The sequence below is a fragment of the Cryobacterium sp. Sr8 genome (assembly GCF_004403225.1).
Lineage (GTDB): Bacteria > Actinomycetota > Actinomycetes > Actinomycetales > Microbacteriaceae > Cryobacterium > Cryobacterium psychrotolerans.
On record NZ_SOHO01000038.1, the window covers coordinates 32843 to 55982 of the forward strand.

At 69.3% G+C, this 23140-nt stretch carries 15 protein-coding genes; 6 read left to right on the top strand and 9 right to left on the bottom strand.

The genetic code is table 11. The features are described from left to right. Positions 1-2: 2 nt before the first annotated feature. The 5 genes from gatC to E3T54_RS06290 form a co-directional block, all read right to left on the bottom strand. Complete coding sequence (gatC, locus tag E3T54_RS06270; RefSeq protein ID WP_092324945.1) at positions 3-299, bottom strand: Asp-tRNA(Asn)/Glu-tRNA(Gln) amidotransferase subunit GatC; 297 nt, start codon at positions 297-299, stop codon at positions 3-5. Between the two features lie 38 nt (positions 300-337). Continuing rightward, positions 338-1633, bottom strand: a complete 1296-nt coding sequence (locus tag E3T54_RS06275; RefSeq protein WP_166804851.1) for an alpha/beta hydrolase — start codon at positions 1631-1633, stop codon at positions 338-340. A gap of 201 nt (positions 1634-1834) precedes the next feature. Beyond that, entirely contained in the window at positions 1835-4114 is a 2280-nt protein-coding gene (gene ligA / locus E3T54_RS06280) for an NAD-dependent DNA ligase LigA (RefSeq protein WP_134475013.1), read from the bottom strand. Next, complete coding sequence (gene mnmA / locus E3T54_RS06285) at positions 4107-5261, bottom strand: tRNA 2-thiouridine(34) synthase MnmA (RefSeq protein ID WP_174844397.1); 1155 nt, start codon at positions 5259-5261, stop codon at positions 4107-4109. The genes ligA and mnmA overlap by 8 nt, the downstream gene beginning before the upstream one ends. A 130-nt stretch (positions 5262-5391) precedes the next feature. Next, entirely contained in the window at positions 5392-6624 is a 1233-nt protein-coding gene (locus E3T54_RS06290) for a cysteine desulfurase family protein (RefSeq protein ID WP_134475014.1), read from the bottom strand. Between the two features lie 121 nt (positions 6625-6745). Between E3T54_RS06290 and glgX the strand changes: the two genes are divergently transcribed. Then, a complete protein-coding gene (gene glgX, locus E3T54_RS06295; protein ID WP_134475015.1) occupies positions 6746-8803 on the top strand; it encodes a glycogen debranching protein GlgX in 2058 nt (685 codons plus the stop codon). Then, a complete protein-coding gene (gene ybaK / locus E3T54_RS06300) occupies positions 8803-9294 on the top strand; it encodes a Cys-tRNA(Pro) deacylase (RefSeq protein ID WP_092324975.1) in 492 nt (163 codons plus the stop codon). Before glgX ends, ybaK begins: the two co-directional genes overlap by 1 nt. 164 nt (positions 9295-9458) lie before the next feature. Here ybaK and glgP read toward each other — a convergent pair whose 3' ends face one another. Further along, positions 9459-12047: an alpha-glucan family phosphorylase gene (glgP, locus tag E3T54_RS06305; RefSeq protein ID WP_134475016.1), complete on the bottom strand. Its 2589-nt coding sequence runs from the start codon at positions 12045-12047 to the stop codon at positions 9459-9461. Positions 12048-12177: 130 nt separating this feature from the next. Here glgP and E3T54_RS06310 point away from each other — a divergent pair, with 130 nt between their 5' ends. Continuing rightward, on the top strand, positions 12178-14184 hold the full coding sequence (locus tag E3T54_RS06310; protein ID WP_370255018.1) for an alpha-1,4-glucan--maltose-1-phosphate maltosyltransferase: 2007 nt from the start codon (positions 12178-12180) through the stop codon (positions 14182-14184). Between the two features lie 46 nt (positions 14185-14230). Beyond that, positions 14231-16471: a 1,4-alpha-glucan branching protein GlgB gene (gene glgB / locus E3T54_RS06315; protein WP_134475018.1), complete on the top strand. Its 2241-nt coding sequence runs from the start codon at positions 14231-14233 to the stop codon at positions 16469-16471. 93 nt (positions 16472-16564) lie between these two features. On the opposite strand, the gene E3T54_RS06320 is transcribed toward glgB, so the two are convergent. Then, positions 16565-17527, bottom strand: coding sequence for a tetratricopeptide repeat protein (locus tag E3T54_RS06320; protein WP_134475019.1), 963 nt, complete (start codon positions 17525-17527; stop codon positions 16565-16567). Then, complete coding sequence (locus E3T54_RS06325; protein WP_134475020.1) at positions 17524-19389, bottom strand: hypothetical protein; 1866 nt, start codon at positions 19387-19389, stop codon at positions 17524-17526. Before E3T54_RS06325 ends, E3T54_RS06320 begins: the two co-directional genes overlap by 4 nt. 286 nt (positions 19390-19675) lie before the next feature. On the opposite strand from E3T54_RS06325, the gene E3T54_RS06330 reads away from it, so the two are divergent. Both E3T54_RS06330 and E3T54_RS06335 read left to right on the top strand, forming a co-directional pair. Beyond that, the gene (locus E3T54_RS06330; RefSeq protein ID WP_134475021.1) at positions 19676-21289 is read left to right on the top strand and encodes a DivIVA domain-containing protein; all 1614 of its coding nucleotides are present in this window, start codon (positions 19676-19678) and stop codon (positions 21287-21289) included. 53 nt (positions 21290-21342) lie between these two features. Further along, a complete protein-coding gene (locus tag E3T54_RS06335) occupies positions 21343-22389 on the top strand; it encodes an AI-2E family transporter (protein ID WP_134475022.1) in 1047 nt (348 codons plus the stop codon). A 3-nt stretch (positions 22390-22392) separates the two neighbouring features. Here the strand turns inward: E3T54_RS06335 and E3T54_RS06340 are convergent, their stop codons facing one another. Beyond that, positions 22393-23136: an alpha/beta hydrolase gene (locus E3T54_RS06340; protein ID WP_092324921.1), complete on the bottom strand. Its 744-nt coding sequence runs from the start codon at positions 23134-23136 to the stop codon at positions 22393-22395. Positions 23137-23140: the final 4 nt, after the last annotated feature.

A 23140-nucleotide genomic window follows, 5' to 3' on the forward strand; every position in this document is an offset into this window, starting at 1 on the left:
GGTCAGTCCTCTTCCAGGATCGGGGGCACCCGGAATTTGTCGCCGTCGCGGTCGGGGGCTCCGGAGAGCGCCTGCTCGACCGTCAACGAGGGCACGACGATGTCGTCACGGAACACGTTGGTCAGGGGCATCGGGTGGCTTGTCGCCGGGACGTCGGGTGTGGCCACTTCCTGGACCTTCTTCACCGACTCGACGATCTGACCCAGGTCGATTGTGAGACTGGCGATCTCTTCCGGGCTGAGGTCGATCCGGGCGAGGCTGGCCAAATGGGCAACCTGCTCGGCCGTGATTCCAGACATGAAACTCCGTACGGTTCGTCGAGGTGGATGCCTCAATTCTATTCGGAGCCGCTGGTGGCCAGTTTCGCGTTGTCCGTGCCGATCAAGGCCATGTTGTGCAGCGACTCGCTGCCGGGGGTGAAGTAGCCGTTGTGGCCGAGCGACCCGTCGAGCCACGCGCCGGTGAGGCGGTCCCTGGCCCCGTCGACGCCCAGGGTGTGTGCGCCGTACGACGCCGCGCCGGGGTCGCTGCCGAAGAAGGCGCTGTTGACGGCGGGATCCCAGTCCGCCTCTCCGACATAGACGTTGCCGCCGGCCACGGCCAGTTCGGCTGCCGACTGGACGCCGCTGCCCGGCGAGCCGACCATGACGAGGGCGTCGACGCCGACCGACCCGCGGGCGAGCGCAACGAGCGAGACCGTCGAGCCGTAGGAGTGGCCGAAGACGGAGATGTACGGCTGTTCCGCGCCCCGGGCCGAGCGCACGCCGAGCCAGGAATCCTCGAGGAAGTCGGCACCGGCCTCGGCCCGGTCCAGGCCACCGACCGAGAAGAGGTCGGGCGTCTCGTAGCCGATCCACGCGATCGTGGCGACGGTGGCCCGAGGTCCGCCGTGCTCGACACGGCGCGCGAGCACCGCGCGCTGCTCCGCATAGAGGTCGTCTGCGGTCGTGGCCCAGTTCACCAGCTGCTCGCGCACGCCGTAATTCATGCCCGGGACCAGGTAGCTCAGATAGTCGGCCGTGTCCGGGTTCCCGAGCGCGATGGCCGCCCGCCCGCCGGCGGCGGTGTCGAGCAGAATCAGCGACCGTCGCGGACCGTCCTCGCTCGGCTGCAGCGCGTCCCTGACCTGGTGCAGGACCGCGAGTTCGCCCTCCAGGCGAATTCGCTCCGGCCCGGTCGCCGTGGCCAGGGCCTCGGTGACCTCGGCCACAGTGCGCCCGAGGTAGCGCCGGTTCGCCAGGCCCCGTTCCCGCGCCGGCACGCCGTCGAGGTTGCCGACGAGCTTCGGAACGGCGCCCGCCATGGTCGCCCGGCGCTCGGCGTCCAGGCCGGCCCACCACTCGGTGACCGCCGTGGACGACGGCGGCGATGACAGCAGCGCGTCGATCTGCCGCGGGTGTGCAGCGGCGAAGGTGGACAGGTCGCCCGGCGAGAGGCTGGACATCCCGACGAGGAGTCCGGCCCCGCGGAGCGTCGGTAGGGTGGCAACGTCGACGGATGTTCCGACCCGCGCCGAGAGGTCGAGCCAGAGCGGGGAGGACGCGCCGCCCGCGGGGACATCCGACACCCGCGTGGGCATGACGTCGGCGATGCTTGTCGCCGCGAATTCGGGCACACCGCTGAGCTCGCTCACCCTGCCGAGTGTGAGCGAGGTTGCCAGAACCGCTGCGACGTCAAACAGCAAAACCGGGTACGTCCCCTCCCGCATGACCGAAGGAGGGCCCTCGCGGGCCCAATTCAGGTCTCAGGATCACAGCCTAGTGACCGGAAAACAGCGGCAGGGAGCCGGTCCACCCCCGATTGTGGGGGATACTCCTTTGTCTGTCGGCCGAGGCTATTCCGAGGTAGAAATCAGCCCCGCGGGCCCCTCAGAGACCAGGATGCGGAAGCCGTCGGCGCCGAGCACGGGGATGCCCAGCTGCTCCGCCTTGGCGAGCTTCGAGCCTGCACCCGGCCCCGCCGCGACGTAGTCGGTCTTCTTCGACACGCTCGACGCCGACTTGCCGCCGGCCGCGATGATCGCCTCCTGGGCTTCCTCCCGGGTGAACCCCTCGAGGGCTCCCGTGGCCACGACCGTGAGCCCGGCGAGCACTCCGCCTGCCGCCGCAGCGAAACCTGGACCGGGGTGGTCGGGGGTCTGGAACTGCACGCCGGCGCGGGCCCACGCTTCGACGATGTCCCGGTGCCAGTCGACCTCGAACCAGTCGATGACGGCGTCGGCGATGATGCCGCCGACCCCGTCGACCTGGGCGAGTTCCTCGCGGGAGGCGGCCCTGATCGCGTCGAGCGACCCGAAGTGGTTCGCCAGGGCGCGGGCGGCGACCGGGCCGACATGGCGGATGTTCAGCGAGACAAGGATGCGCCACAGCGGCTTGGCCTTCGCCAGCTCGATCTCCGCGAGGAGCTTGAGCGCGTTCGAGGACGGCTGCGGCCCGGTCAGGCCGTTCTTCTTCTCGGCGGCGGTCGGGTTGCGACGGAACGGCGTGCGCAGGCGCATGGTTCCGTCGCCCTCCTCGATCGGCAACCCGGTTTCCGCGTCCCGGACGACGACCTCGATCGGCAGCAGGTCGGCCAGGGCCAGGTCGAACAACCCGGCCTCGGTCGGCAGGGGCGGCTCCGCCGGCACGGTGGGCTGGGTCAGCGCGGCGGCGGCGACCTCGCCGAGCACCTCGATGTCTAGCGCGCCGCGCGAGCCGATGTGCTCGACCCGGCCGCGCACCTGGGCCGGGCAGCTGCGGGCGTTGGGGCAGCGGAGGTCGATGTCGCCCTCCTTCGCCGGCGCCAGCGCGGTGCCGCATTCGGGGCAGTTCGCGGGCATGACGAACTCTCGTTCGGTGCCGTTGCGCAGCTCGACGACGGGGCCGAGCACCTCCGGGATGACGTCGCCGGCCTTGCGCAGCACGACGGTGTCGCCGATGAGCACGCCCTTGGCCTTGACGACGTCCTGGTTGTGCAGGGTGGCCTGGCGCACCTCTGAGCCGGCGACCCGCACCTTCTCCATCACGGCGAACGGGGTGGCCCGTCCGGTGCGGCCGACGCTGACGACGATGTCGAGCAGCCTCGTGTTGACCTGCTCCGGCGGGTACTTGTAGGCGATCGCCCAGCGCGGGGCCCGGCTGGTGGCGCCGAGCTCGTGGTGCAGCTCGAGCTCGTCGACCTTCACCACGACGCCGTCGATTTCGTGCTCGACACTCCCCCGGTGCTCGCCGTAATACTCGATGAAACTCGCGGCCTCCGCCGCGGTGGGCGTGACCTTGTAGTGGGTGCTCGTGGGCAGACCCCAGGTGGCCAGCAGTTCGTACACCTCGGACTGCGCGGCGGCGGGCGGGCGCTCCCAAGCGCCGATGCCGTGCACGAGCATCCGCAGCCGGCCCAGCCGGGCCTGCATCAGCAGCAGCTGGGCGGGGTTCTTGCTCTCCGCCTTCTGGCGCAGGGACCCGCTGGCCGCGTTGCGGGGGTTGGCGAAGACCCGCTCGCCGGCCCTGCTCTGCTCGGCGTTCAGCTCGCGAAAGGATTCGACCGGGAAGAACACCTCTCCGCGTACTTCGACCAGGGGAGGGTGTCCCGTGCCGGCGAGCCGCCTGGGGATGCCGGGCACCAGGGCGATGTTCTCGGTGACGTCCTCGCCGACCACGCCGTCCCCGCGGGTGGCGGCCGTGACCAGCACCCCGTTTTCGTAGCGGAGGTTGATGGCGAGGCCGTCGATCTTGAGCTCGCAGAGGTAGTGCACCGGCCGGCCGGCGTCCCGTTCCACCTTGGCGGCCCAGAGCACGAACTCACCGGCCGAGAACACGTTGTCGAGGCTGAGCATCCGCTCGGCGTGCTGCACGGGCGCGAACAGGGTGGTCTCGGCCCGGCCGCCGACGGTCTGGGTGGGGCTGTCCTGGCTCTGCAGCTCGGGGAAGAGCCGTTCGAGCTCGCCCAGCCGGTGGATGAGCGCGTCGTACTCCGCGTCGGAGATGATGACGTCGTTGCGCTCGTAGTAGGCGTCCCTGGCCAGGAGAATGCGCGTCTTCAGCGCGGCGGCCTCGGCGTCGGCGGCATGCAGCGTCTCGGCGGGCAGCGTCTCGGCGGCCGAAGCCGTCGCGGGCGCCGGATCGGCCGGGTCAGGCATCTGCCGCGGCGGAACTCATCGCCGCGACCGGCACCGCGCTGACCGTGCGGTCGATCGTGCACTGGCCGAGTACCCGGGTGCCCACGTAGACGACGGCAGTCTGGCCGGGGGCGACCCCGGTGAGCGGCTCGTTCGGAGTGATGACGAGCTCGGTTTCCCCGGTGGTGGAGCCTGACACCGGGACGACCTGCGCCACGGCCGGCTCCGGGTCGGCGTGTGCGCGGATCTGCACGTCGCAGTCGAAGGCGACCTCGGGGTTCGCGGGTGCAACCCCGCACCAGGTGAAGGTCGAGCCGGCGATCTCGCGGATCGCCAGCGCTTCCTTCGGCCCGACGACGACCGTGTTCGTGATCGGACGCACCTCGAGCACGAAGCGCGGCTTGCCGTCGGCGGCGGGCGTGCCGATCTGCAGGCCCTTGCGCTGCCCGACGGTGAACGCGACGGCTCCGTCGTGCTCGCCGAGCTTGGCGCCGTCCCGGTCGAGGATGTCGCCGGTCGCCGGGGCGACCCGTTCGGCCAGCCAGCCGCGGGTGTCGCCGTCGGGAATGAAGCAGATGTCGTAGGAGTCGGGCTTGTTGGCGACCGAGAAGCCGCGCTCGGCGGCCTCTGCGCGAACCTCGGCCTTGGACGGCGTCGCGCCCAGCGGGAACATCGAGCGGGCCAGCTGCTCGGTGGTGAGCACGCCCAGCACGTAGGACTGGTCCTTGGCCCAGGCGCTCGCCCGGTGCAGTTCCCGGTTGCCGTCGGCATCCGTCAGGATCGACGCGTAGTGGCCGGTGCAGACGGCGTCGAAACCGAGCGCGACGGCCTTCTCCAGCAGCGCGGCGAACTTGATCCGCTCGTTGCAGCGCATGCACGGGTTGGGAGTGCGGCCGGCGGCATACTCGGCGATGAAGTCGTCGACCACGTCGAGCTTGAAGCGCTCGGAGAAGTCCCACACGTAGTACGGGATGCCGATGATGTTCGCGGCCCGCTGGGCATCCATCGAGTCCTCGATCGTGCAGCAGCCGCGGCTGCCGGTGCGGAGCGTGCCCGGCATGCGGCTGAGCGCCAGGTGCACGCCCACCACCTCATGCCCCGCTTCGACCGCGCGGGCTGCGGCGACGGCGGAGTCCACCCCACCGCTCATTGCTGCCAAAACCTTCATCCGACCAGTCTAAACGACCCCGCTCCCGGGGCTCCCCTCCGGCCCCGACTTTGGCCTGTGCGGTCGAGTTTGCCTCGCGCACCAGGCAAACTCGACCGGAACTGTCAAGGTCGGCGAACGGCAGCGCGGGTCAGCGGGCCGGCTCGCGGTCGGCCAGGCCGGCGCGCGCCGCCTGCGCGTACGCCGCGGGCAGGGCGGCGAGGAACGCGTCGACGTCCGCGTCGGTGGAGGTGCGGCCGAGCGTGATGCGCAGCGCTCCCCTGGCCTCGGTCTCGCTCCGGCCCATCGCACGCAGCACGTGCGACGGTTCGGGAATGCCGGCCTGGCAGGCCGAGCCGGTCGAGACCGACACTCCGGCCACGTCCAGCAGGAACAGAAGAGAGTCGCCCTCGCAGCCCGGGAAGGTGAAGTGCGCGTTGCCGGGCAGCCGGCCGGCCGGGTCGGGGTCGCCGTTCAGCACCGCCTCCGGAACCGCCGCCCGAACCCCGGCGATGACGCGGTCGCGCAGGGCGGCCAGGCGCACGCCCTCGCCCGGCAGCTCGGCCACCGCGGCGGATGCCGCGACGGCGAACGACACGGCGGCCGCCACATCCTGGGTGCCGCTGCGGACCTGCCGCTGCTGACCGCCGCCGTGGATGAGCGGCACGACGGTGGCCCGGCGGGAGAGCACGAGGGCGCCGATGCCCACCGGCCCGCCGATCTTGTGCGCCGAGACGCTGAGCGCGGACGCCCCGGTGCGGCTGAGCGCCGCGAAGTCGATCGGCACGTGCCCGTAGGCCGACACCGCGTCGACGTGCACCGGGATGCCGTGTGCCGCGGCGAGCGCGGCGACCTCCCTGATCGGCTGGAGCGTTCCGACCTCGTTGTTGGCCGCCAGGAGCGTGACGAGCGCGACGTCGTCCGGGTTGGCGGCGATGGCGCGTTCGAGGACTGCGACGTCCACGCGCCCGAGGTCGTCGAGCGGGAGCCATTCGACGACGGCGCCCTCGTGGTGTTCCAGCCATTCGATGGTGTCCAGGGTGGCGTGGTGCTCGCCCCCCGGGGCGAGGATCCGGGTGCGCGGCGCCCTGGCCCAGAAGAGCCCCTTGACGGCCAGGTTGATCGCCTCGGTGCCTCCCCCGGTGAACACCACCTCGATCGGGTCCGAGCCCACACTCCGGGCGACGACTTCGCGGGCTTCCTCGAGCATCCGTTTGGCGTTCTGGCCCTGGCTGTGGATCGAGGCGGGGTTGCCCACCACCGTCATCGCCTCGGCATACGCGCTAATGGCCGCCGGGAGCATGGTCGTCGTCGCCGCATGGTCAAGATAGACGTTGTCGGGGCGGACGTTGTCGGGGCGGACGTTCTCGGGGTAGACAGCCATGACGTTTCCTTCCGTGCCTGCGCGTGCCCCGTGCCCGCATTGCGCGTGGTGCCTGGGGGCCGTGTTGCGACCCGGACCTGTGTGGTCAGGGGCGGCTCCTTCACTCATTACTCTAGAACTCATGACTCCCGGCGATCCCCTGCGCGACCTTGGCGTCCGGGTTTCGGGCGGTGTCGGTGAACTGCGCGTGTGGTCGGAACACGCCGACGCCGTCGAGCTGTGCATCTTCGATGGGACGGATCCGAACTGGATCATCAAGACCGTTCCGATGACCCAGGATGCCCATGGCGTCTGGTCCGGGAAGTCGCGTCTGCTCGCTCCCGGGCGCCGCTACGGCATCCGGGTGTCCGGCCCCGCCGGCCCGACGCACGCCTTCCATCCCGAGAAGACGCTGATCGAACCGTATTCCCGGGGACTCGTGCGCGTCGGCGCCGACCAGTGGCAGTCATCCGTCGTCGACGGGAGCTTCGACTGGGCCGGCGCGGAAAAGCCTCGGACCCCCCTCGACCACGCCGTCGTGTACGAGGCGCACGTGCGCGGGATCAGCAAGCTCAACCCGGCGGTGCCGGCCGACCTGCGCGGAACCTACGCCGGCCTCGCCCACGCTGCGACGATCGGCTACCTCAAGAACCTCGGCGTCACGTCGATCGAGTTGCTGCCGGTGCACGCGTTCGTCTCCGAGCAGCGCCTGCTCAAGCAGGGCCTGATCAACTACTGGGGCTACAACACCCAGAACTTCTTCTCCCCGCACGCCGATTACGCCACGAAGGCCGCCCAGGCCGCCGGACCGGAGGCTGTGCTCCGCGAGTTCAAGGGCATGGTCAAACTCCTGCACGAGGCCGGCCTCGAGGTCATCCTCGACGTGGTCTACAACCACACCGCCGAAGAGGGCCCTTCCGGCCCGGTCACCAGCCTCCGGGGCGTCGACAACGCCGCGTACTACCGCCAGGGCGACGACGGCACCTACATCGACGTCACCGGATGCGGGAACACGGTCGATTTCGGCCACGATGTCCCGAGCCGCCTCGTGCTCGACTCGCTGCGGTACTGGGCCAACGACGTGCAGGTCGACGGGTTCCGGTTCGACCTCGCGGCGACGCTCGCCCGCAACGGTGACGTGCACTTCCAGCAGGACCATCCGCTGATCACCGCGATCCGGGATGATCCGGACCTCGCCGGCACGAAGCTCATCGCCGAGCCCTGGGACGTGGGACAGGGCGGCTGGCAGACCGGTAACTTCCCCGAGGGCTGGACCGAGTGGAACGACCGCTACCGGGACCGGATGCGGTCGTTCTGGCTGACCGACATCGGCGGCGCTCGGCGGATGATCCCGGCGGGCAGCGGTATCGGACGCTTCGCGACCCGGCTGGCCGGTTCGTCGAACACGTTCTCCCAGGAGCGCGGCCCGCTCGCCTCGCTGAATTTCATCACCGCGCACGACGGCTTCACGATGGCCGACCTCACCGCCTACAACGTCAAGCACAACGTGGGCAACGGCGAGTCCAACCGCGACGGCACCGACAGCAACCTCTCGTTCAACCACGGCACGGAGGGGCCGACCCGCAACGTGTCGATCCTCACCGCCCGGCGCAAGACCATGCGCAACCTGATGGGGACCCTGCTGCTCTCCGCGGGCGTGCCGATGATCACGGCGGGCGACGAGTTCGGTCGCAGCCAGCGCGGCAACAACAATGCCTACTGCCAGGACAGCGAGCTCACCTGGCTGAATTGGGACTTCGACGACTGGCAGCAGGACCTGCACCGGGTCAGCCGGCGGCTGCTGCAGCTGCGCCGGGAGAATCCCGCGCTGCGCCCGGTGCGCTTCGGCCGGCCGGGGGAAACCACCCCCGGCGCCAGCCGGATGAACTGGTACAACGCCCTCGGCCGGACCATGTCCGAGGACGACTGGAATTCGCCCAGGGAACGCACCCTCCAGTACCTGGCCGCCAGTACACCGGAGCATGAGGAATACAACCGCATCCTGCTCATCGTGCACGGCCTCGAGCGGGACACCGAGGTGATCCTGCCGACGCACGAGGACGTCACCTCCTACACGCTGCTCTGGGACTCCAGCCATGACGACCTGCGTGACGCCGTGATCACCCACGACCCGGGCACGCCGCTTCTCCTGACGGGTGCCTCGATCCAGCTGCTGCGCACCAACCAGGCGCCGCGATGATCCGCAAGCCGGATGCCGGGGCGGGCACGCCGGCGACGCTCGCCCTCGTGCGGGCCGGCATCCCGTTCGCCCCGCACCCCTACGCCCACGATCCGGCCGCGGCGAGCTACGGCCTCGAGGCCGCGCGCGAGCTGGGGCTGGACCCGGAACGGGTGTTCAAGACGCTGCTGGCCGACGCCGACGGAGCACTCGTTGTCGGCGTCGTTCCGGTCGCCGGCCAGCTCGACCTGAAGGCGCTGGCCTCCGCGGTCGGGGCGAAGAAGGCGGTCATGGCCGACCCCGCACGCGCCGAGCGGAAGACCGGGTACGTGCTCGGCGGGATCAGCCCGGTCGGGCAGAAGAGCGCGCTCACCACCGTCATCGATGAGAGCGCCCTGCTCCACGACACGGTCTTCGTCTCGGGCGGACGCCGGGGCCTGGACATCGAACTGGCTCCGTCCGACCTCGCGCGGGCGGCATCCGCGACCTTCGCCGCGATCGCCCGCGCCTGAGCCACCCCCACCGCGCACCGCGGCCGCTGGCGCACCCGCGCGGGGTTGAGTTGCGGAGAAAGTACCTTCCTCGGGCGCGCGAAGGTACTTTGTCCGCAAATCAACTGCAGGAGCGGGGGCAGCGGGCGGGGCGGCGGGGCGGGCGGGGCGTGCTCGCGACGGCGCTAGCTCGCGACGGCGACCAGGCCCATCTCGGCCGAGCTGATCAGCAGGTCGTTCCGCGGCACGACCCGCACGGTGTACCCGAACGCGCCGGCGCGGTCGAGCTCGACCGTTCCGGTGAACAGGGTCGGGCCTCCCCCCTCCGACGGGCCGGCGGCGACGTCCGGGTCGGGCGTCCCGTCAGGTTCGAGCGCCTGGACCTCCACGTCGCTGAGGTCGTCGCCGGCCAGGCTCTTGCCGTACACGACCTCGACGGTGACGTCCCTGGCGCTGAGGCCGTTGAGCTGCACGTGGGCCCGCAGGTGCAGCTCATCGCCCACCTGCGGGACGGAGACCACCCCGCCCGACTCGACGTGCGTGACGGCCACGCCCGGCCAGGCGGCGCTGATCCTGCTCTTCCAGGCGGCGAGTTCCCGGGCGGCGCGGTAGTCGTTGGTGGAGAGCAGAGCCTCGTAGCGGCCGGCCGGCCGGTACAGGCGTTCCACGTACTCGCGCACCATCCGGTCGGCGCTCAGCTCGGGCGAGAGGGTGGCCAGGGTGTGACGGATGGCCCGAACCCAGCGTTCGGGGACGCCGTCGGCGTTGCGCTCGTAGAACGGCGGAGCGACCTGGTGCTCGATCAGGTCGTAGAGCGCATTCGCCTCGAGCCGGTCGCGCTCCGCGGGGTCTCCGGCGGCATCCGCCGACGGAATCGCCCAGCCGTTCAGGCCGTCGAAATACTCGGGCCACCAGCCGTCGAGGATCGACAGGTTGAGCCCGCCGTTCAGGGCTGCCTTCATGCCCGACGTGCCGCAGGCTTCGAGCGGCCGCAGCGGGTTGTTCAGCCAGACGTCCGTTCCCGGGTACATCAGCTGGGCCATGGCGATGTTGTAGTCGGGCAGGAAGGCGATGCGCGTGCGCAATTCCGGGTCGGCCGCGAACTTCACGATCTGCTGGATCAGGCGTTTGCCCTCGTCATCGGCCGGATGCGACTTGCCGGCGATGACGATCTGGATCGGGTGCTCGGGGTGCAGCAGCAGGGCGCGCAACCGTTCCGGGTCGTGCAGCATGAGCGTCAGGCGCTTGTACGTGGGCACGCGCCTGGCGAAACCGATCGTGAGCACGTTCGGGTCGAAGACCTGGTCGATCCAGGCCGGCGGGATTCCGCCCGGGTTCTGTTCCAACCAGGCGGAGCGCAGTCGTCGCCGGGCATCCTCGACGAACTGCAGGCGCATCCGGCCCCGAACCGACCAGAGGTCGTGGTCGGTGACGGCCTCGGACGCCCAGTCGGCGGTCGAGGTGTCGCTCGCGCCCAGGCGGTCCTGCGCGAGTTCCAGCAGCTCAGGGTCGGTCCAGGTCGGGGCGTGCACACCGTTGGTGATCGAGTCGATCGGCACATCGGCCGGGTCGAAGCCCGGCCAGAGTCCCTTGAACATGCGGCGGCTGACCTCGCCGTGCAGTTTCGACACCCCGTTGGCGTGCTGGCCGAGCCGGAGACCCATGATGGCCATGTTGAAGACGTCGGGAGAGCCGCCCTCGTAGTTCTCGGCACCGAGGGCCAGGAGGTCGTCGACGGCCACGCCAGGCAGGAGATCCGTTTCGAAGTAGCGACGGATCAGGTCTCGTTCGAACCGGTCGATGCCTGCCGCGACCGGCGTGTGGGTCGTGAAAACGGTGCCGGCACGTGCCACCTGCAGCGCCTCGTTGAAGCTCAGACCCTCGCCGATGAGGCTGGAAATGCGCTCGAGGCCGAGGAACCCGGCGTGGCCCTCGTTGGTGTGGAAGACCTCGGGCTCCGGCTTGCCGCTCAGGGCGCTCCACAGCTTGACGGCGCGGGCGCCCCCGATGCCGAGCAGGAGCTCCTGCAGCAGGCGATGCTCTCCACCGCCGCCGTACAGGCGATCGGTCACCAGGCGCAGGTCGTCGGGATTCTCCGGGATGTCGGTATCGAGCAGGAGCAGGCGGATGCGCCCCACCCGCGCCTGCCAGATGCGGGCGTTGAGGGTTCGCCCGTCGGGCAATGCCAGGGAGACCTGCACGTCGGAGCCGTCCGGGCGGCGCAGGATCGACAGCGGCAGTCCGTCGGGGTCCAGCAGCGGGTACTGCTCCATCTGCCAGCCGTCGGAGGAGATCGACTGGCTGAAGTATCCGGCCCGGTAGAACAGCCCGACGCCCACCAGCGGCAGGCCCAGGTCGGAGGCGCTCTTCAGGTGGTCTCCGGCCAGGATGCCGAGCCCGCCGGAATACTGCGGCAGGGCGGCGGCGATGCCGAACTCCGGCGAGAAGTAGGCGATCGCAGCGGGCTTGTCGCCGGTGAGGCCCTGGTACCAGCGGGGCCGGTCGAGGTACTGGCGCAGGTCGTCACGGAGGGCGTCCGCCCGGGCCACGTAGCCGGCGTCGGCGGCGAGCGCGGCCAGGCGAGCGGGATCGACGGCCCCGAGGAGCGCGACCGGGTCGTTGCAGCTCCCACGCCACAGCTCCGGGGCGATGTGCTCGAACAGGCGCCGGGTGGGTTCGTGCCAGGACCAGCGCAGGTTCCCGGCAAGTTCGTCGAGCGCGGCCAGGGGCTCGGGCAGGACGGCGCGGACGGTAAATTTGCGGATGGCCTTCACGAGGTCAACCCTATTGTGCGGATTGAGGCCACAGGGAAATTCGGTGCAGCGCCGTCGAATCAATTCGCGCTACGGTCGATGGGTGGCCAAGACAGCAAAGACACTCCGCGACCCGCACGAATCCACCAGACTGGCCGGCGCGCCCCCGAAAATCGGCCGGATTCCCATCCTCGACCTGTCGCCGCAACTGAACGATGGCCTGTGGCCCGCCAAATCCTTCGTCGGGGAGGTTGTGCCGTTCCGCGCGACCGCCTTCCGCGAAGGCCACGACCTGATCGGCGTCACCCTGCTGTTGACCGCGCCCGACGGCACCGAAACCCGCCACCCGATGGGCCTGAGCGCCCCGGGAACCGACCGGTGGGAAACCCTCGTGCAGCTGGGAGTCCAGGGGCGCTGGACGTACCGCGTGCGTGCCTACGCCGACGACTGGGCTTCGTGGGAGCACAACGCCGCGATCAAGATCCCGGCGGGCATCGACGTCGAGCTCATGTTCACGATGGGCGCCCGACTTCTGGACGCGGCCGGCATCGACAAGGCCAGGCCGGCCGCCGAACGCCGCCTGGTCCAGGCCGCGGCGCAGACGCTCGCCGACCGGGGGCTGCCGGTCGACACCCGCCTGGCCGTGATCAGCAACGACAAACTGAACGCGGCGATCGCGCTCCGCCCGATCAGCAGCCTCGAGAGCGTCTCCGCGACCCGCACGGTGGTCGTCGAGCGCGCCCGGGCCGGCGTGGGCTCCTGGTATGAGTTCTTTCCCCGCTCCGAGGGCGCCAAACGGCTCGCGGACGGGTCCTGGAAGAGCGGCACCTTCCGCACCGCCGCCAGGCGGCTCCCCGAGGTCGCAATGATGGGCTTCGACGTGGTCTATCTGCCCCCGATCCATCCGATCGGCCGGGCCTACCGCAAGGGGCCGAACAACTCGCTGGATGCCGGGCCGAACGACCCCGGCTCGCCCTGGGCGATCGGGTCGGCCGAGGGCGGCCACGACGCGATCCACCCCGACCTCGGCACCGTCGCCGACTTCCGGTACTTCCTGGGCCAGGCGAGCAAGGTCGGCATCGAAATCGCGCTCGACTTCGCCCTGCAGGCCTCCCCCGACCACCCCTGGGTGGCGGCGCACCCGGAGTGGTTCACGACCCTGCCGGACGGCACGATCGCCTACGCCGAGAACCCGCCGAAGAAGTACCAGGACATCTACCCGATCAACTTCGACAACGACCCGGCGGGCATCCGCGCGGAATCGCTGCGGATCCTGCGCTACTGGATCGACCTGGGGGTGACCATCTTCCGCGTCGACAACCCGCATACCAAACCGCTCGACTTCTGGGAGTGGGTGATCAACGAGATCAACGCCGAGTATCCGGAGGTCGTCTTCCTGGCCGAGGCCTTCACCCGTCCGGCCCTGCTCCAGGGCCTGGCCAAGGTGGGATTCCAGCAGTCGTACACCTACTTCACCTGGCGCAACACGAAGGCGGAACTGGAGGAGTTCTTCGACGGCCTCGCGCACGAGACCGCCGACTTCCTCCGGCCGAACCTGTTCGTGAACACGCCCGACATCCTCTCCGAGTTCCTGCAGTTCGGCGGACCGGCCGCCTTCAAGATCAGGGCCGCCCTGGCCGCCACCGCCGCGCCGACCTGGGGTGTCTACTCGGGCTTCGAACTCTACGAAAGCGTCGCCCGACCCGGCGCCGAAGAGAACATCGACAACGAGAAGTATGAGTTCCGCCCGCGCAACTTCGCGCAGGCCGAGGACGCCGGCAAATCGCTCGCGCCCTTCCTCACCCTGCTCACCCGCATCCGTGCCGAGCACCCGGCGCTGGGGCAGCTGCGCAACCTGCACATCCACACCAGCGACGACGAGTCCGTGCTGGTGTTCAGTAAGCACCTGGATGCGGCCTTCACCGGTACCGGGCGACCGGACACCCTCATCATCGTCGCCAACGTCGACCCGCACTCGGTTCGTGAGACCCTGGTGCACCTCGACGTCACCCGCTTCGGGCTCAAGCGTGGTGAGACCTTCGAGGTGCACGACCTTGTCTCCGGCGCGGAATGGACCTGGTCCGCCGACAACTACGTGCGACTGGACGCCTTCAGCGAACCGGTGCACATCCTCCAGGTGAGGGGTCCGCGCGCATGAACGGCACCCTCATGACCCAGTCACCACGCAGGAACGGACGGCACGGATGAGGCACGCGGCAGACGGACCGGTCGACGGCCCGGCGAACGGCTCGCACACGAGCGTCCCCGCCGTTCCGGCGCACGTTCTCAAGGCGATCGCCGAGGGGCGCTACTACAACCCCCATGAGGTGCTCGGCCAGCACCTCGTGAGCGCGGGCGGCGCAGCGACCCCGCTCGTGGTCATCCGGGCCCTCCGGCCACTCGCGACCGAGGTGTTCGCGGTGCTCGCGGACGGCGCCCACATCGAGCTCACGCACCTCGATCAGGGCATCTGGCAGGGCGTCAGCACGCTCGGCCTGCAGGACTACACCCTGGAAACCCTCTACGACGGTGTCCCCAACTGGATCGCCGACGACCCGTACCGCTACCTCCCCACCCTCGGCGAACTCGACCTTCACCTGATCGGCGAGGGCCGCCACGAGCGACTCTGGGACGTGCTCGGGGCGCACCACCGCGACCACGCGGGCGTGCTCGGCACCACGAGCGGAACATCCTTCTCCGTCTGGGCGCCGCACGCGCAGGCCGCGCGGGTCATCGGCGACTTCAACGGCTGGAACGGCGCGACCCATGCCATGCGCAACATGGGCAGCACCGGGGTGTGGGAGCTGTTCGTCCCGGGCCTCGATACCGGCGCCAACTACAAGTTCGAGATGCTCGCGCAGTCGGGCGACTGGGTGCGGAAAGCGGACCCGATGGCCCGGTACACCGAGGTGCCGCCGAAGACGGCGTCCGTGATCGGCTCATCCGACTACCAGTGGGCGGATGCCGAGTGGCTGGGCGCACGGTCGGCCACCGACCCGCACAACCAGCCGATGAGCATCTACGAGATGCACGTGGGTTCCTGGCGCCCTGGGCTCGGATACCGGGACCTGGCGGACGAGCTCATCGGGTACCTGCACGAGCTGGCCTACACGCACGTCGAGTTCATGCCGCTGTCGGAGCATCCGTTCGGCGGGTCCTGGGGGTACCAGGTCACCGGCTACTACGCGCCGACGAGCCGGTTCGGCCACCCGGACGACCTCCGCTACCTGATCGACCGGCTGCACCAGGCCGGCATCGGCGTGATCATGGACTGGGTGCCCGGCCATTTCCCCAAGGACGACTTCGCGCTGGCTCGGTTCGACGGGCAGCCGCTCTACGAACACCCCGACCCCCGGCGCGGCGAGCAGATGGACTGGGGCACCTACGTCTTTGACTTCGGCCAGAAGCAGGTGCGCAACTTCCTGGTCGCCAATGCGCTGTACTGGCTCGAGGAGTTCCACATCGACGGCCTGAGGGTCGACGCCGTCGCCTCGATGCTCTACCTCGACTACTCGAGGGAAGACGGCCAGTGGGAGCCGAACATCCACGGCGGCAATGAGAACCTCGAGGCGATCAGCCTGCTCCAGGAGATCACCGCCACCGCGTACAAGCGCAACCCCGGCACGGTCATGATCGCCGAGGAGTCGACGAACTGGGGCGGCGTCACCGCGCCCACTTCGTCCGGCGGGCTCGGCTTCGGCTTCAAGTGGAACATGGGCTGGATGCACGACACGCTCCAGTACATGCACGTCGACCCGATGTACCGCTCGTACCACCACAACGACATCACCTTTTCGTTCGTCTACGCCTTCAGCGAGAACTTCCTGCTGCCGATCAGCCACGACGAGGTCGTGCACGGCAAGGGCTCGCTGGTCTCGAAGATGCCGGGCGACTCCTGGCAGCAACTCGCCAATCTTCGCGCCTATCTGGCGTTCATGTGGGCTCACCCCGGCAAGCAGCTTCTGTTCATGGGCCAGGAATTCGGGCAGCGGTCGGAGTGGAGCGAGGCCAGGGGCCTGGACTGGTGGATGCTCGACCAGCCCGCCCACCGGGGCCTGTTCACCCTCGTCGGCCAGCTCAACCGGGTGTACCGGGCCAACGCCAGCCTCTGGGCGCGCGACAACGACGCCGGCGGCCTCGAGATGCTCGACGGAGGCGGAGCGGCCCAGAACGTGGTCTCCTTCCTGCGCTGGGACAACGACGGCAACCCCGTGGCCTGCATCTTCAATTTCGCCGGGCATCCGCACAACGACCACCGCATCGGCCTGCCCTTCGCCGGCCACTGGGATGAGATCCTCAACACGGATGCCGCCGACTTCGGCGGCTCTGGCGTCGGCAACCTCGGCGGGGTCACGGCGACCGACGAACCGTGGGCTGGCCGCCCGGCATCCGCGACGCTCACGCTGCCTCCGTTGGCGGGACTCTGGCTGAAGCTCCGCCGCTAGTGATTCAACGCTGACCTGCGTGTCAGGTTCAGTTGCGGAAAAAGTACCCTCACTGTCCCAGCGAGGGTACTTTCTCCGCAACTCAGCGCGGACTCAGTAGAGCAGCGCGGTGAGCCGGGAACGAGTCGGCGGCACCCGCGGATCTTCGAGTCCGACGACCTGGAACAGCTCCAGGATGCGTTCGCGAATCGTGTTCTTGCCGGCGGCGTCCTGGGCGGGGAAGAGGGTCAGGAGGCGGTCGAAGGCGTCTTCGACGTGTCCGCCCGACAGGTCGAGGTCGGCCACGAGAAGCTGCGCGTCGAGCTCGTCCGGCCCGGCCGCCGCCGCGGACCGGATCTCCGCGATCGACTTGCCCTGCAGGCGCGCCAGAAGTCGCACCTGGGCGAGGCCGGCGACGGCCATCTGGTCGCGCGGGTCCTTGGCCAGGGCCGTGCTGTACTCGCTGATCGCCACGTCGTAGTCGCCGCGTTCGATGGCTTCAAAGGCCTCGCGGTGGTGGGGCGGGAGTTCCGGTTCCGCCGGGAGGGCCTCGGCGGCCTCATCGGGGGCGTCGTCTCCCGCGGGCGTTTGGGCGGTGCCGGTCACGCCATGCTGGGCGGCAAGTTCGAGCACCCTCTCGAACACCTCGCGCACCTGCGCCTCGGGGATGGCACCGCTGAAGAGCTGCACCGGCTGGCCGCCGACGACGGCGGCGACAGTGGGGATCGACTGGGCCGCGAAGGCCTGCGACAGCTGTGGGTTCGAATCGACGTCGACCTTGGCCAGGACGATCCTGCCGCCGAACTCCGCGGTGAGTTTCTCGAGCACGGGCGTGAGCTGCTTGCAGGGTCCACACCATTCGGCCCACAGGTCGACGATGACGGGGACGGTCATCGACAGCTCCAGCACCTCGCCGAAGTTCGCGTCGGTTCCCTCCAGCACGAGGCTGGGCACGGGCACGGGCACACCCGCGCCCGCGGCCGGTGCTCCGGGGGCCGGAGCCGCCGCACGGTTCACGAGCGAGGACAGGTCGACGGCCCCGCGCAGGTTGACGCCGGATGGTGGCAGATTGGTCATTTGAGCTCCGCTGATGAGATCAGTCCCTGGGCGAAGCCAAGGAGAACGATTTTGTCTTTCGAGCCGGCGGCAGGCACGTGGAAGAGGAGTTGCTCGCCGTAGACGCTCTGGATGCCCTTGGCCGTCGCCGATACGCCGGAGAGCGTTTTGCTCGCGCCAGAGGGACTCACCGTCGCGCCCGCGTCGACCGGTTTCACGGTTTCCGTCTCCTTGATGCTCACGGCGACGATGCTTCCGGAGTCGTTGGTGGCCAGGGCGATGGTCTTGCCCGTGCCCACCGCGATGCCGAAGGCGATCGATGCCGTCTTGGGCAGGTCGGTCCGCTTCTTCGTCTTGGCTTCCAGGCCGACCTGCGTTCGGAAGGTGTCGCCCTTGGCCTCGAACAGGTCAGCGAACTCGCTCGTGTCGCCCTTCACCAGGATGTCGGCGTAGGCCGCCGCGATCTGGTCCGGCGGCATCAGCAGGAGCCTGGAGTCGGGGGCGATGAGCGGGGCGCCGATGGTCGCCGGGGCGACCTCGGGCACCTGGGCGGCGGGCTCGAGCTGCACGGCGTACTCGACGAGGAAGTTCTCCCGGGGGCCGTCCTGCCTGAGCACGATGGCCGTGGGGGCGACGGCGGGGTCTTCCTTGTCCTGGATCACGGTCATGACCACGCGCGGCCAGGTCGACGTCTGCTGCGGCAGGGTCAGCGTCAGTGGCGAGGCCGGCAACGCGAGGGGCGTCGGGTATTTCTTGTCCTTGGCTCGGATCTTGTAGTTCGCCAGCCGTTGCTCGAGGGCCGGGCCGGTGAACCTGGTCGCGAGCGACGTTGCGTCGAGCGCGGCGTCCGCGTCGCGGGTGAGCACCGCGACCTTGCGCACGATGCGCTCGAGCTGGGGCACGGTGACGGCGGGCGGGGACACGTCCTCGCCCTGCTTCGCCGCCTCGGAGGCAGACGGGCTGGGGCTGGCCGCGGCGCTCGACTCCGAGGATGTGCTCGGCCAGAAATCGGCGGAGCATCCGCTGAGCGCGAGGCTCGAGACGAGCACCACGGGCACGACGGCCCGGAACGATCGCGTGATCGACCGGCGGGGGCCGGTGATCTCGCTGGCCTTGATCGACTTGGGGCGTGGAGCGCGGGGAAGGCGCGGCATCCGGGGGCCCTTGGGCAGGTTGCGACGCGGGCCCCGCGAGCGGCGCATGTGCATCAGGGCCAGCAGGTAGAGGATGAGTCCGATCAAGAGCAGGACAGCTCCCCCGGCGATCAGCGGGCCGGCCAGGGGCGTCGCGTTATCGGCGGGCCAGCCCAGGGTGATCTCGGTCGGAGCCGGCTGGGTGCCGTCGCTCGCGACGATCAGGGAGATGCCGGCGGGCACATTGATTCGGGTCTTCAGGTCGCGGTCCGCGGTGAACTCCTCGAGCCAAAGGTCTGACCCGGCCGGGTTCGCGCCGGGTTCAGCATCGGCCGGTGCGCCGGGCGCCGGTGTGGCCGTCGGCGCCGCCGTCGGTGTGGCCGTCGGTGCTGCGGCCGTTGCCGTGGGGGCAGGCGTCGGGGCGGCTTCGCCGCTGCTCTTACTCGTCAGCTTGCCGGTCCTGGGTGCGAAGCCGATCTCGGCGTGGGCCTCATCGGCGAGCCAGGCCTCGACGTCGGTCGATCGGCCATAGGCCAGGAAGATCGTGCCCGGACCGGAGACCGTAATCGTCTGGTTGCCCGGGTAGGCCCTGAGCGCTTCCGGCGTGATGACCGCATACCGGTCACCGCCCTCAACGGTCGCGCTGAGGCTGGTGGATGCCGGTTCCAGAAAAACCGTTCGCTGCGCGATGCCGAGCATGATCATCACGGCCGCGAGAACGAATGCCACGATGGCAAGAACGAAACGCACGTAAAACCTTTCCTATGTTGCCGACCGGCGGGTGCAGACCTGGGTGTGCACGCACTTTTCGCGTCCGAAGGGCAACAGACACAGTCGTTCTACGATACTTGACTCCCCTGAGAGCCGCCTAATAGTCTCCTAAAGCCCCGCGCCCCCAGAAGTCGGGGGGCCCCAGACGTTGCGGGCCCCGAAATCGGAATGGAGACTGAACGCCCGGTATGCACTAAAATCGGATCGGCTCCCCCGCATTCGAACAATCGGGCTTGCATTCGAGCCCGACGACGAGGAGATAGCCGTGGCGGTAGATGACGCTGAATTCACCCAGGTTTTCCGCGGGTATGACAAGGACGAGGTCGACAAGGCCCTCCAGAGCCTGCGGCGCGACCTCATCCAGGCCAACACCCAGGGCGCGGAGGCCGGCAAGGAAATCAAACGCCTCACCACGCGCATAGATGACCTGACCGCCGAGATCGAGGAAGTGGGCAGTCCCACCTTCTCCGGGCTGGGCACGAAGCTCGAGAACACCCTGCGCGTGGCCGAGGAGCAGTCGACCCGTGTGATCGCGCAGGCCGACATCGACGCTGAAAAGCTTCGTTCCTCAGCCGCCGGCGAGGTCGAGGACCTGCGCCGGGAAGCCACGGAGCGTGCCGAAAGCGTGCTCTCCGATGCCACGGTCAGGGCCGGGCGCATGCTCGACGACGCACAGGCCGAAGCCGACTCGGTGCTCGCCGCCGCCCGCGCGGAAGCGGCGTCGCTCACCCAGGACGCCGTGCAGGCGGCCGCCGCGATCCGCGGAGCCGTGGCGACGGAGTCCGCGGAAGTGCGGGCGACGGTCAAGCGTGAAGCCGCCGCGCTGCGCTCCGAGGCGGAACGTGAGGCGGCGGAGGTACGCGTTGTCGCCCAGCGCGAGGCCAGCGTGGCGCGAGAGGTTGCGGCCGGGCTGACCGCCGAGACGGAGCTCACCCGCGCCGAAGTAGCGCACGAGCTGGACCAGGAGCGGGCCGACCTCGCGCGGGAATCCGAGCAGGCCAGGATCGACCTGGCGGCCGAAACCGAACAGGCACGCCTCGACCTGGCACGCGACGGCGAGCAGTCGCGGATCGAGCTCGCCCACGACGCGGAGCAGACGCGCACCACGCTGGCGGAGGAGGTCGAGCAGACCCGCACCGATCTCGCCCGCCAGATCGAGGCCGATCGGATCGCCCGCCAGATCGAGCACGAACAGGCGCACACGGACCTCACCCGCGAGCTTGACGCCGAACGCGCCGCGGCAGCACGCAAGATCGACAAGGCCCGGGCCGACCTGGCCTCGGAACTCGAGCAGGCCCGGGCCGACCTGGCCCGCGAGAATGAGCAGGCCACCGCCGACTTCGTCGCGGAAGGCGAGCAGGCCCGGATCGACCTCGAAAACAAGCTGACGGCGGGACGCAAAAAGGGCGACCGTGAGGCGGCCAAGCTCAAGCGAGAGATCGACCAGACTCGAGCCGACCTCGAACTGGAGCTGAAGGCCAGGCGCGACGAGGCAGAGCAGGAGCACCTGGCCCGGCACCAGGAGGCCGTGTTGCTGCTGAACACCTTCCAGACCGAAGCCGACACGCAACTCACCGAGACCACCGCGCGCACCCTCGAACTTCGTGCGATCAACGAGCAGCTCGACTCGGGAGCCAGGGAGGAAGCCGCGACGCAGCGCAAGCAGGCCCAGGCCGACGCGGACCGCATTGTGCGCGAAGCCGAGACCAGGGCCAAGGCCCTCACCAAGGAAACGACCACGCGGACACGCCTGCTTGTCTCCGACGCGGAAGACCGCCTCTCCCAGATTAGGATTGAGCGCGACGCGGTGGCCGGCTACTTCGAGAGCCTCCGCAGTGTTCTCACCCAGGCGGAAAAGGTCAACAACGCCGACAAGTAGGTCCGAGCCAGGCAGGTTCGGGCAGGTAGGTCCGACATTTTGGGGGAATTCGCGTGAAAATTCAGAACGCGTTTCGCGTCGGCCTGATCGGTACCCTCGGCGTGGGTCTCGGCCTGCTCATCATCTCGTCGGTGGTCACGCTGCAGACGATCATCGTCTACATCGGGGCGGCGTTGTTCATCGCCCTCGGCCTCGACCCGGCGGTGTCCTGGCTGCAGAAGAAGGGGTTCCCGCGTTGGGCGGCAATCCTCACCGTGGTCGCGGCCGTCGTGGGTGTACTGACCGGCGTGATCTTCGCCGTCGTGCCGATCATCGCCGAACAGGTGAAGGAACTCTCCAAGGCCATCCCCGACCTCGTGAAGGCCGTCAACTCGGCCACCTTCCTGGCCGACATCCAGAAACAGTTCCCCGGCATCGACGTCAACGAGGTCGTGAAGACGGTGACCGAATTCCTCGGCACCAACCTGACGACGATCACCACGACGGCCATCCAGTCCGGGCTGGCCATCATCAGCGGCCTGTTCGGCGGGCTGATCATCCTCATCCTCACGCTCTACTTCACGGCTTCACTGAGCAGCATGAAGCGCGGCGTGTACCAGCTGGTACCGGCGTCCAGGCGTGAGCGTTTCACCGACATCAGCGAGCAGATCACGACCGCGGTGGGCCGGTACGTTGTCGGTCAGGCCTCGCTCGCTGCGTGCAACGGAGTGCTCAGCTTCATCTTCCTGTCGATCATCGGAGCGCCCTTCCCCGCCCTGCTGGCGTTCATCGCGTTCCTGTTCTCCCTGATCCCGCTCGTCGGGACGATCACCGGATCGGTGATCATCGTGCTGACCTGCCTCATCCCGGGCATCAGCTCGCTTGAGACCGCAATCGCCGCGGCGGTTTACTACCTGATTTACATGCAGGTGGAGGCATATGTGCTGAGCCCCCACATCATGAGCCGCGCCGTGTCCGTTCCCGGGGCCCTCGTCGTGATCGCGGCGCTGGCCGGCGGCTCGCTGCTGGGCCTGCTGGGCGCGTTGATCGCGATTCCCGTGGCAGCGGCCGTCCTGATGATCATCAAGCAGGTCGTCATCCCGAGGCAGAACGAACTCTAGGAGTTACGGGCCGACCCATTCGGTCGGAAGCGGAAGCGCGGCCGGGTTCACGACCGCGACGATCTCGTTCAGGATGCGCCGGGTCTGGTTCTCCCCCACCCACAAGTGCTTTCCGCCATCGACCGCGATGAAGCGGGTGGTGGGCACCGAGGCAAATCGTTCCCTGGCCTCTTCGGGCCGCAGGTAGTCGTCGTGTTCGGGGATGATGGCCACCAGCTGGCGCTCGTTTCCGGCCCAGGCCGCCAGTTCTGCGTCCGTCGCCCGGTGCAGCGGCGGCGAGAGCAGGATGGCGCCGCGGATCGGGTGCTCGAGGCCGTACTTGACGGCGAGCTCCGTGCCGAACGACCAGCCGACCAGCCACGGGTTCGGCAGTCCGCGTGCGGCCACGAAGGCCATGGCGGCGGCGACATCTTCGCGCTCGGTCACGCCGCTGCCGAAACTGCCGCCGCTCGTGCCCCGGGGCGAGGTCGTGCCGCGGGTGTTGAAGCGCAGCACGGCCAGGTCGGCCAGGGCGGGCAGTCGTCCCGCGGCCTTTCGCAGGATGTGCGAATCCATGAACCCGCCGCTGGTGGGAAGTGGGTGCAGCGTGACCAGGGTGGCCACCGGCGTGCGGCCCACGGGCGTCGCCAGCTCACCGACCAGGGTCAGGCCGTCGCTCGTGTGCAGTTCGATATGTTCGCGCGTAGCTGGCAGCTCGATGCCGCCGCGGATCTCGACTCCGTGCGTGCTCTCTGCGTTCGTGGTCATGCGT

Coding starts and splice junctions, on each gene's coding strand:
- glgB (WP_134475018.1), top strand. CDS start 14,231: ATGAGGCACGCGGCAGACGGACCGGTCGACGGCCCGGCGAACGGCTCG.
- E3T54_RS06290 (WP_134475014.1), bottom strand. CDS start 6,624: ATGGCTGTCTACCCCGAGAACGTCCGCCCCGACAACGTCCGCCCCGAC.
- glgX (WP_134475015.1), top strand. CDS start 6,746: ATGACTCCCGGCGATCCCCTGCGCGACCTTGGCGTCCGGGTTTCGGGC.
- E3T54_RS06320 (WP_134475019.1), bottom strand. CDS start 17,527: ATGACCAATCTGCCACCATCCGGCGTCAACCTGCGCGGGGCCGTCGAC.
- mnmA (WP_174844397.1), bottom strand. CDS start 5,261: ATGAAGGTTTTGGCAGCAATGAGCGGTGGGGTGGACTCCGCCGTCGCC.
- ligA (WP_134475013.1), bottom strand. CDS start 4,114: ATGCCTGACCCGGCCGATCCGGCGCCCGCGACGGCTTCGGCCGCCGAG.
- gatC (WP_092324945.1), bottom strand. CDS start 299: ATGTCTGGAATCACGGCCGAGCAGGTTGCCCATTTGGCCAGCCTCGCC.
- E3T54_RS06340 (WP_092324921.1), bottom strand. CDS start 23,136: ATGACCACGAACGCAGAGAGCACGCACGGAGTCGAGATCCGCGGCGGC.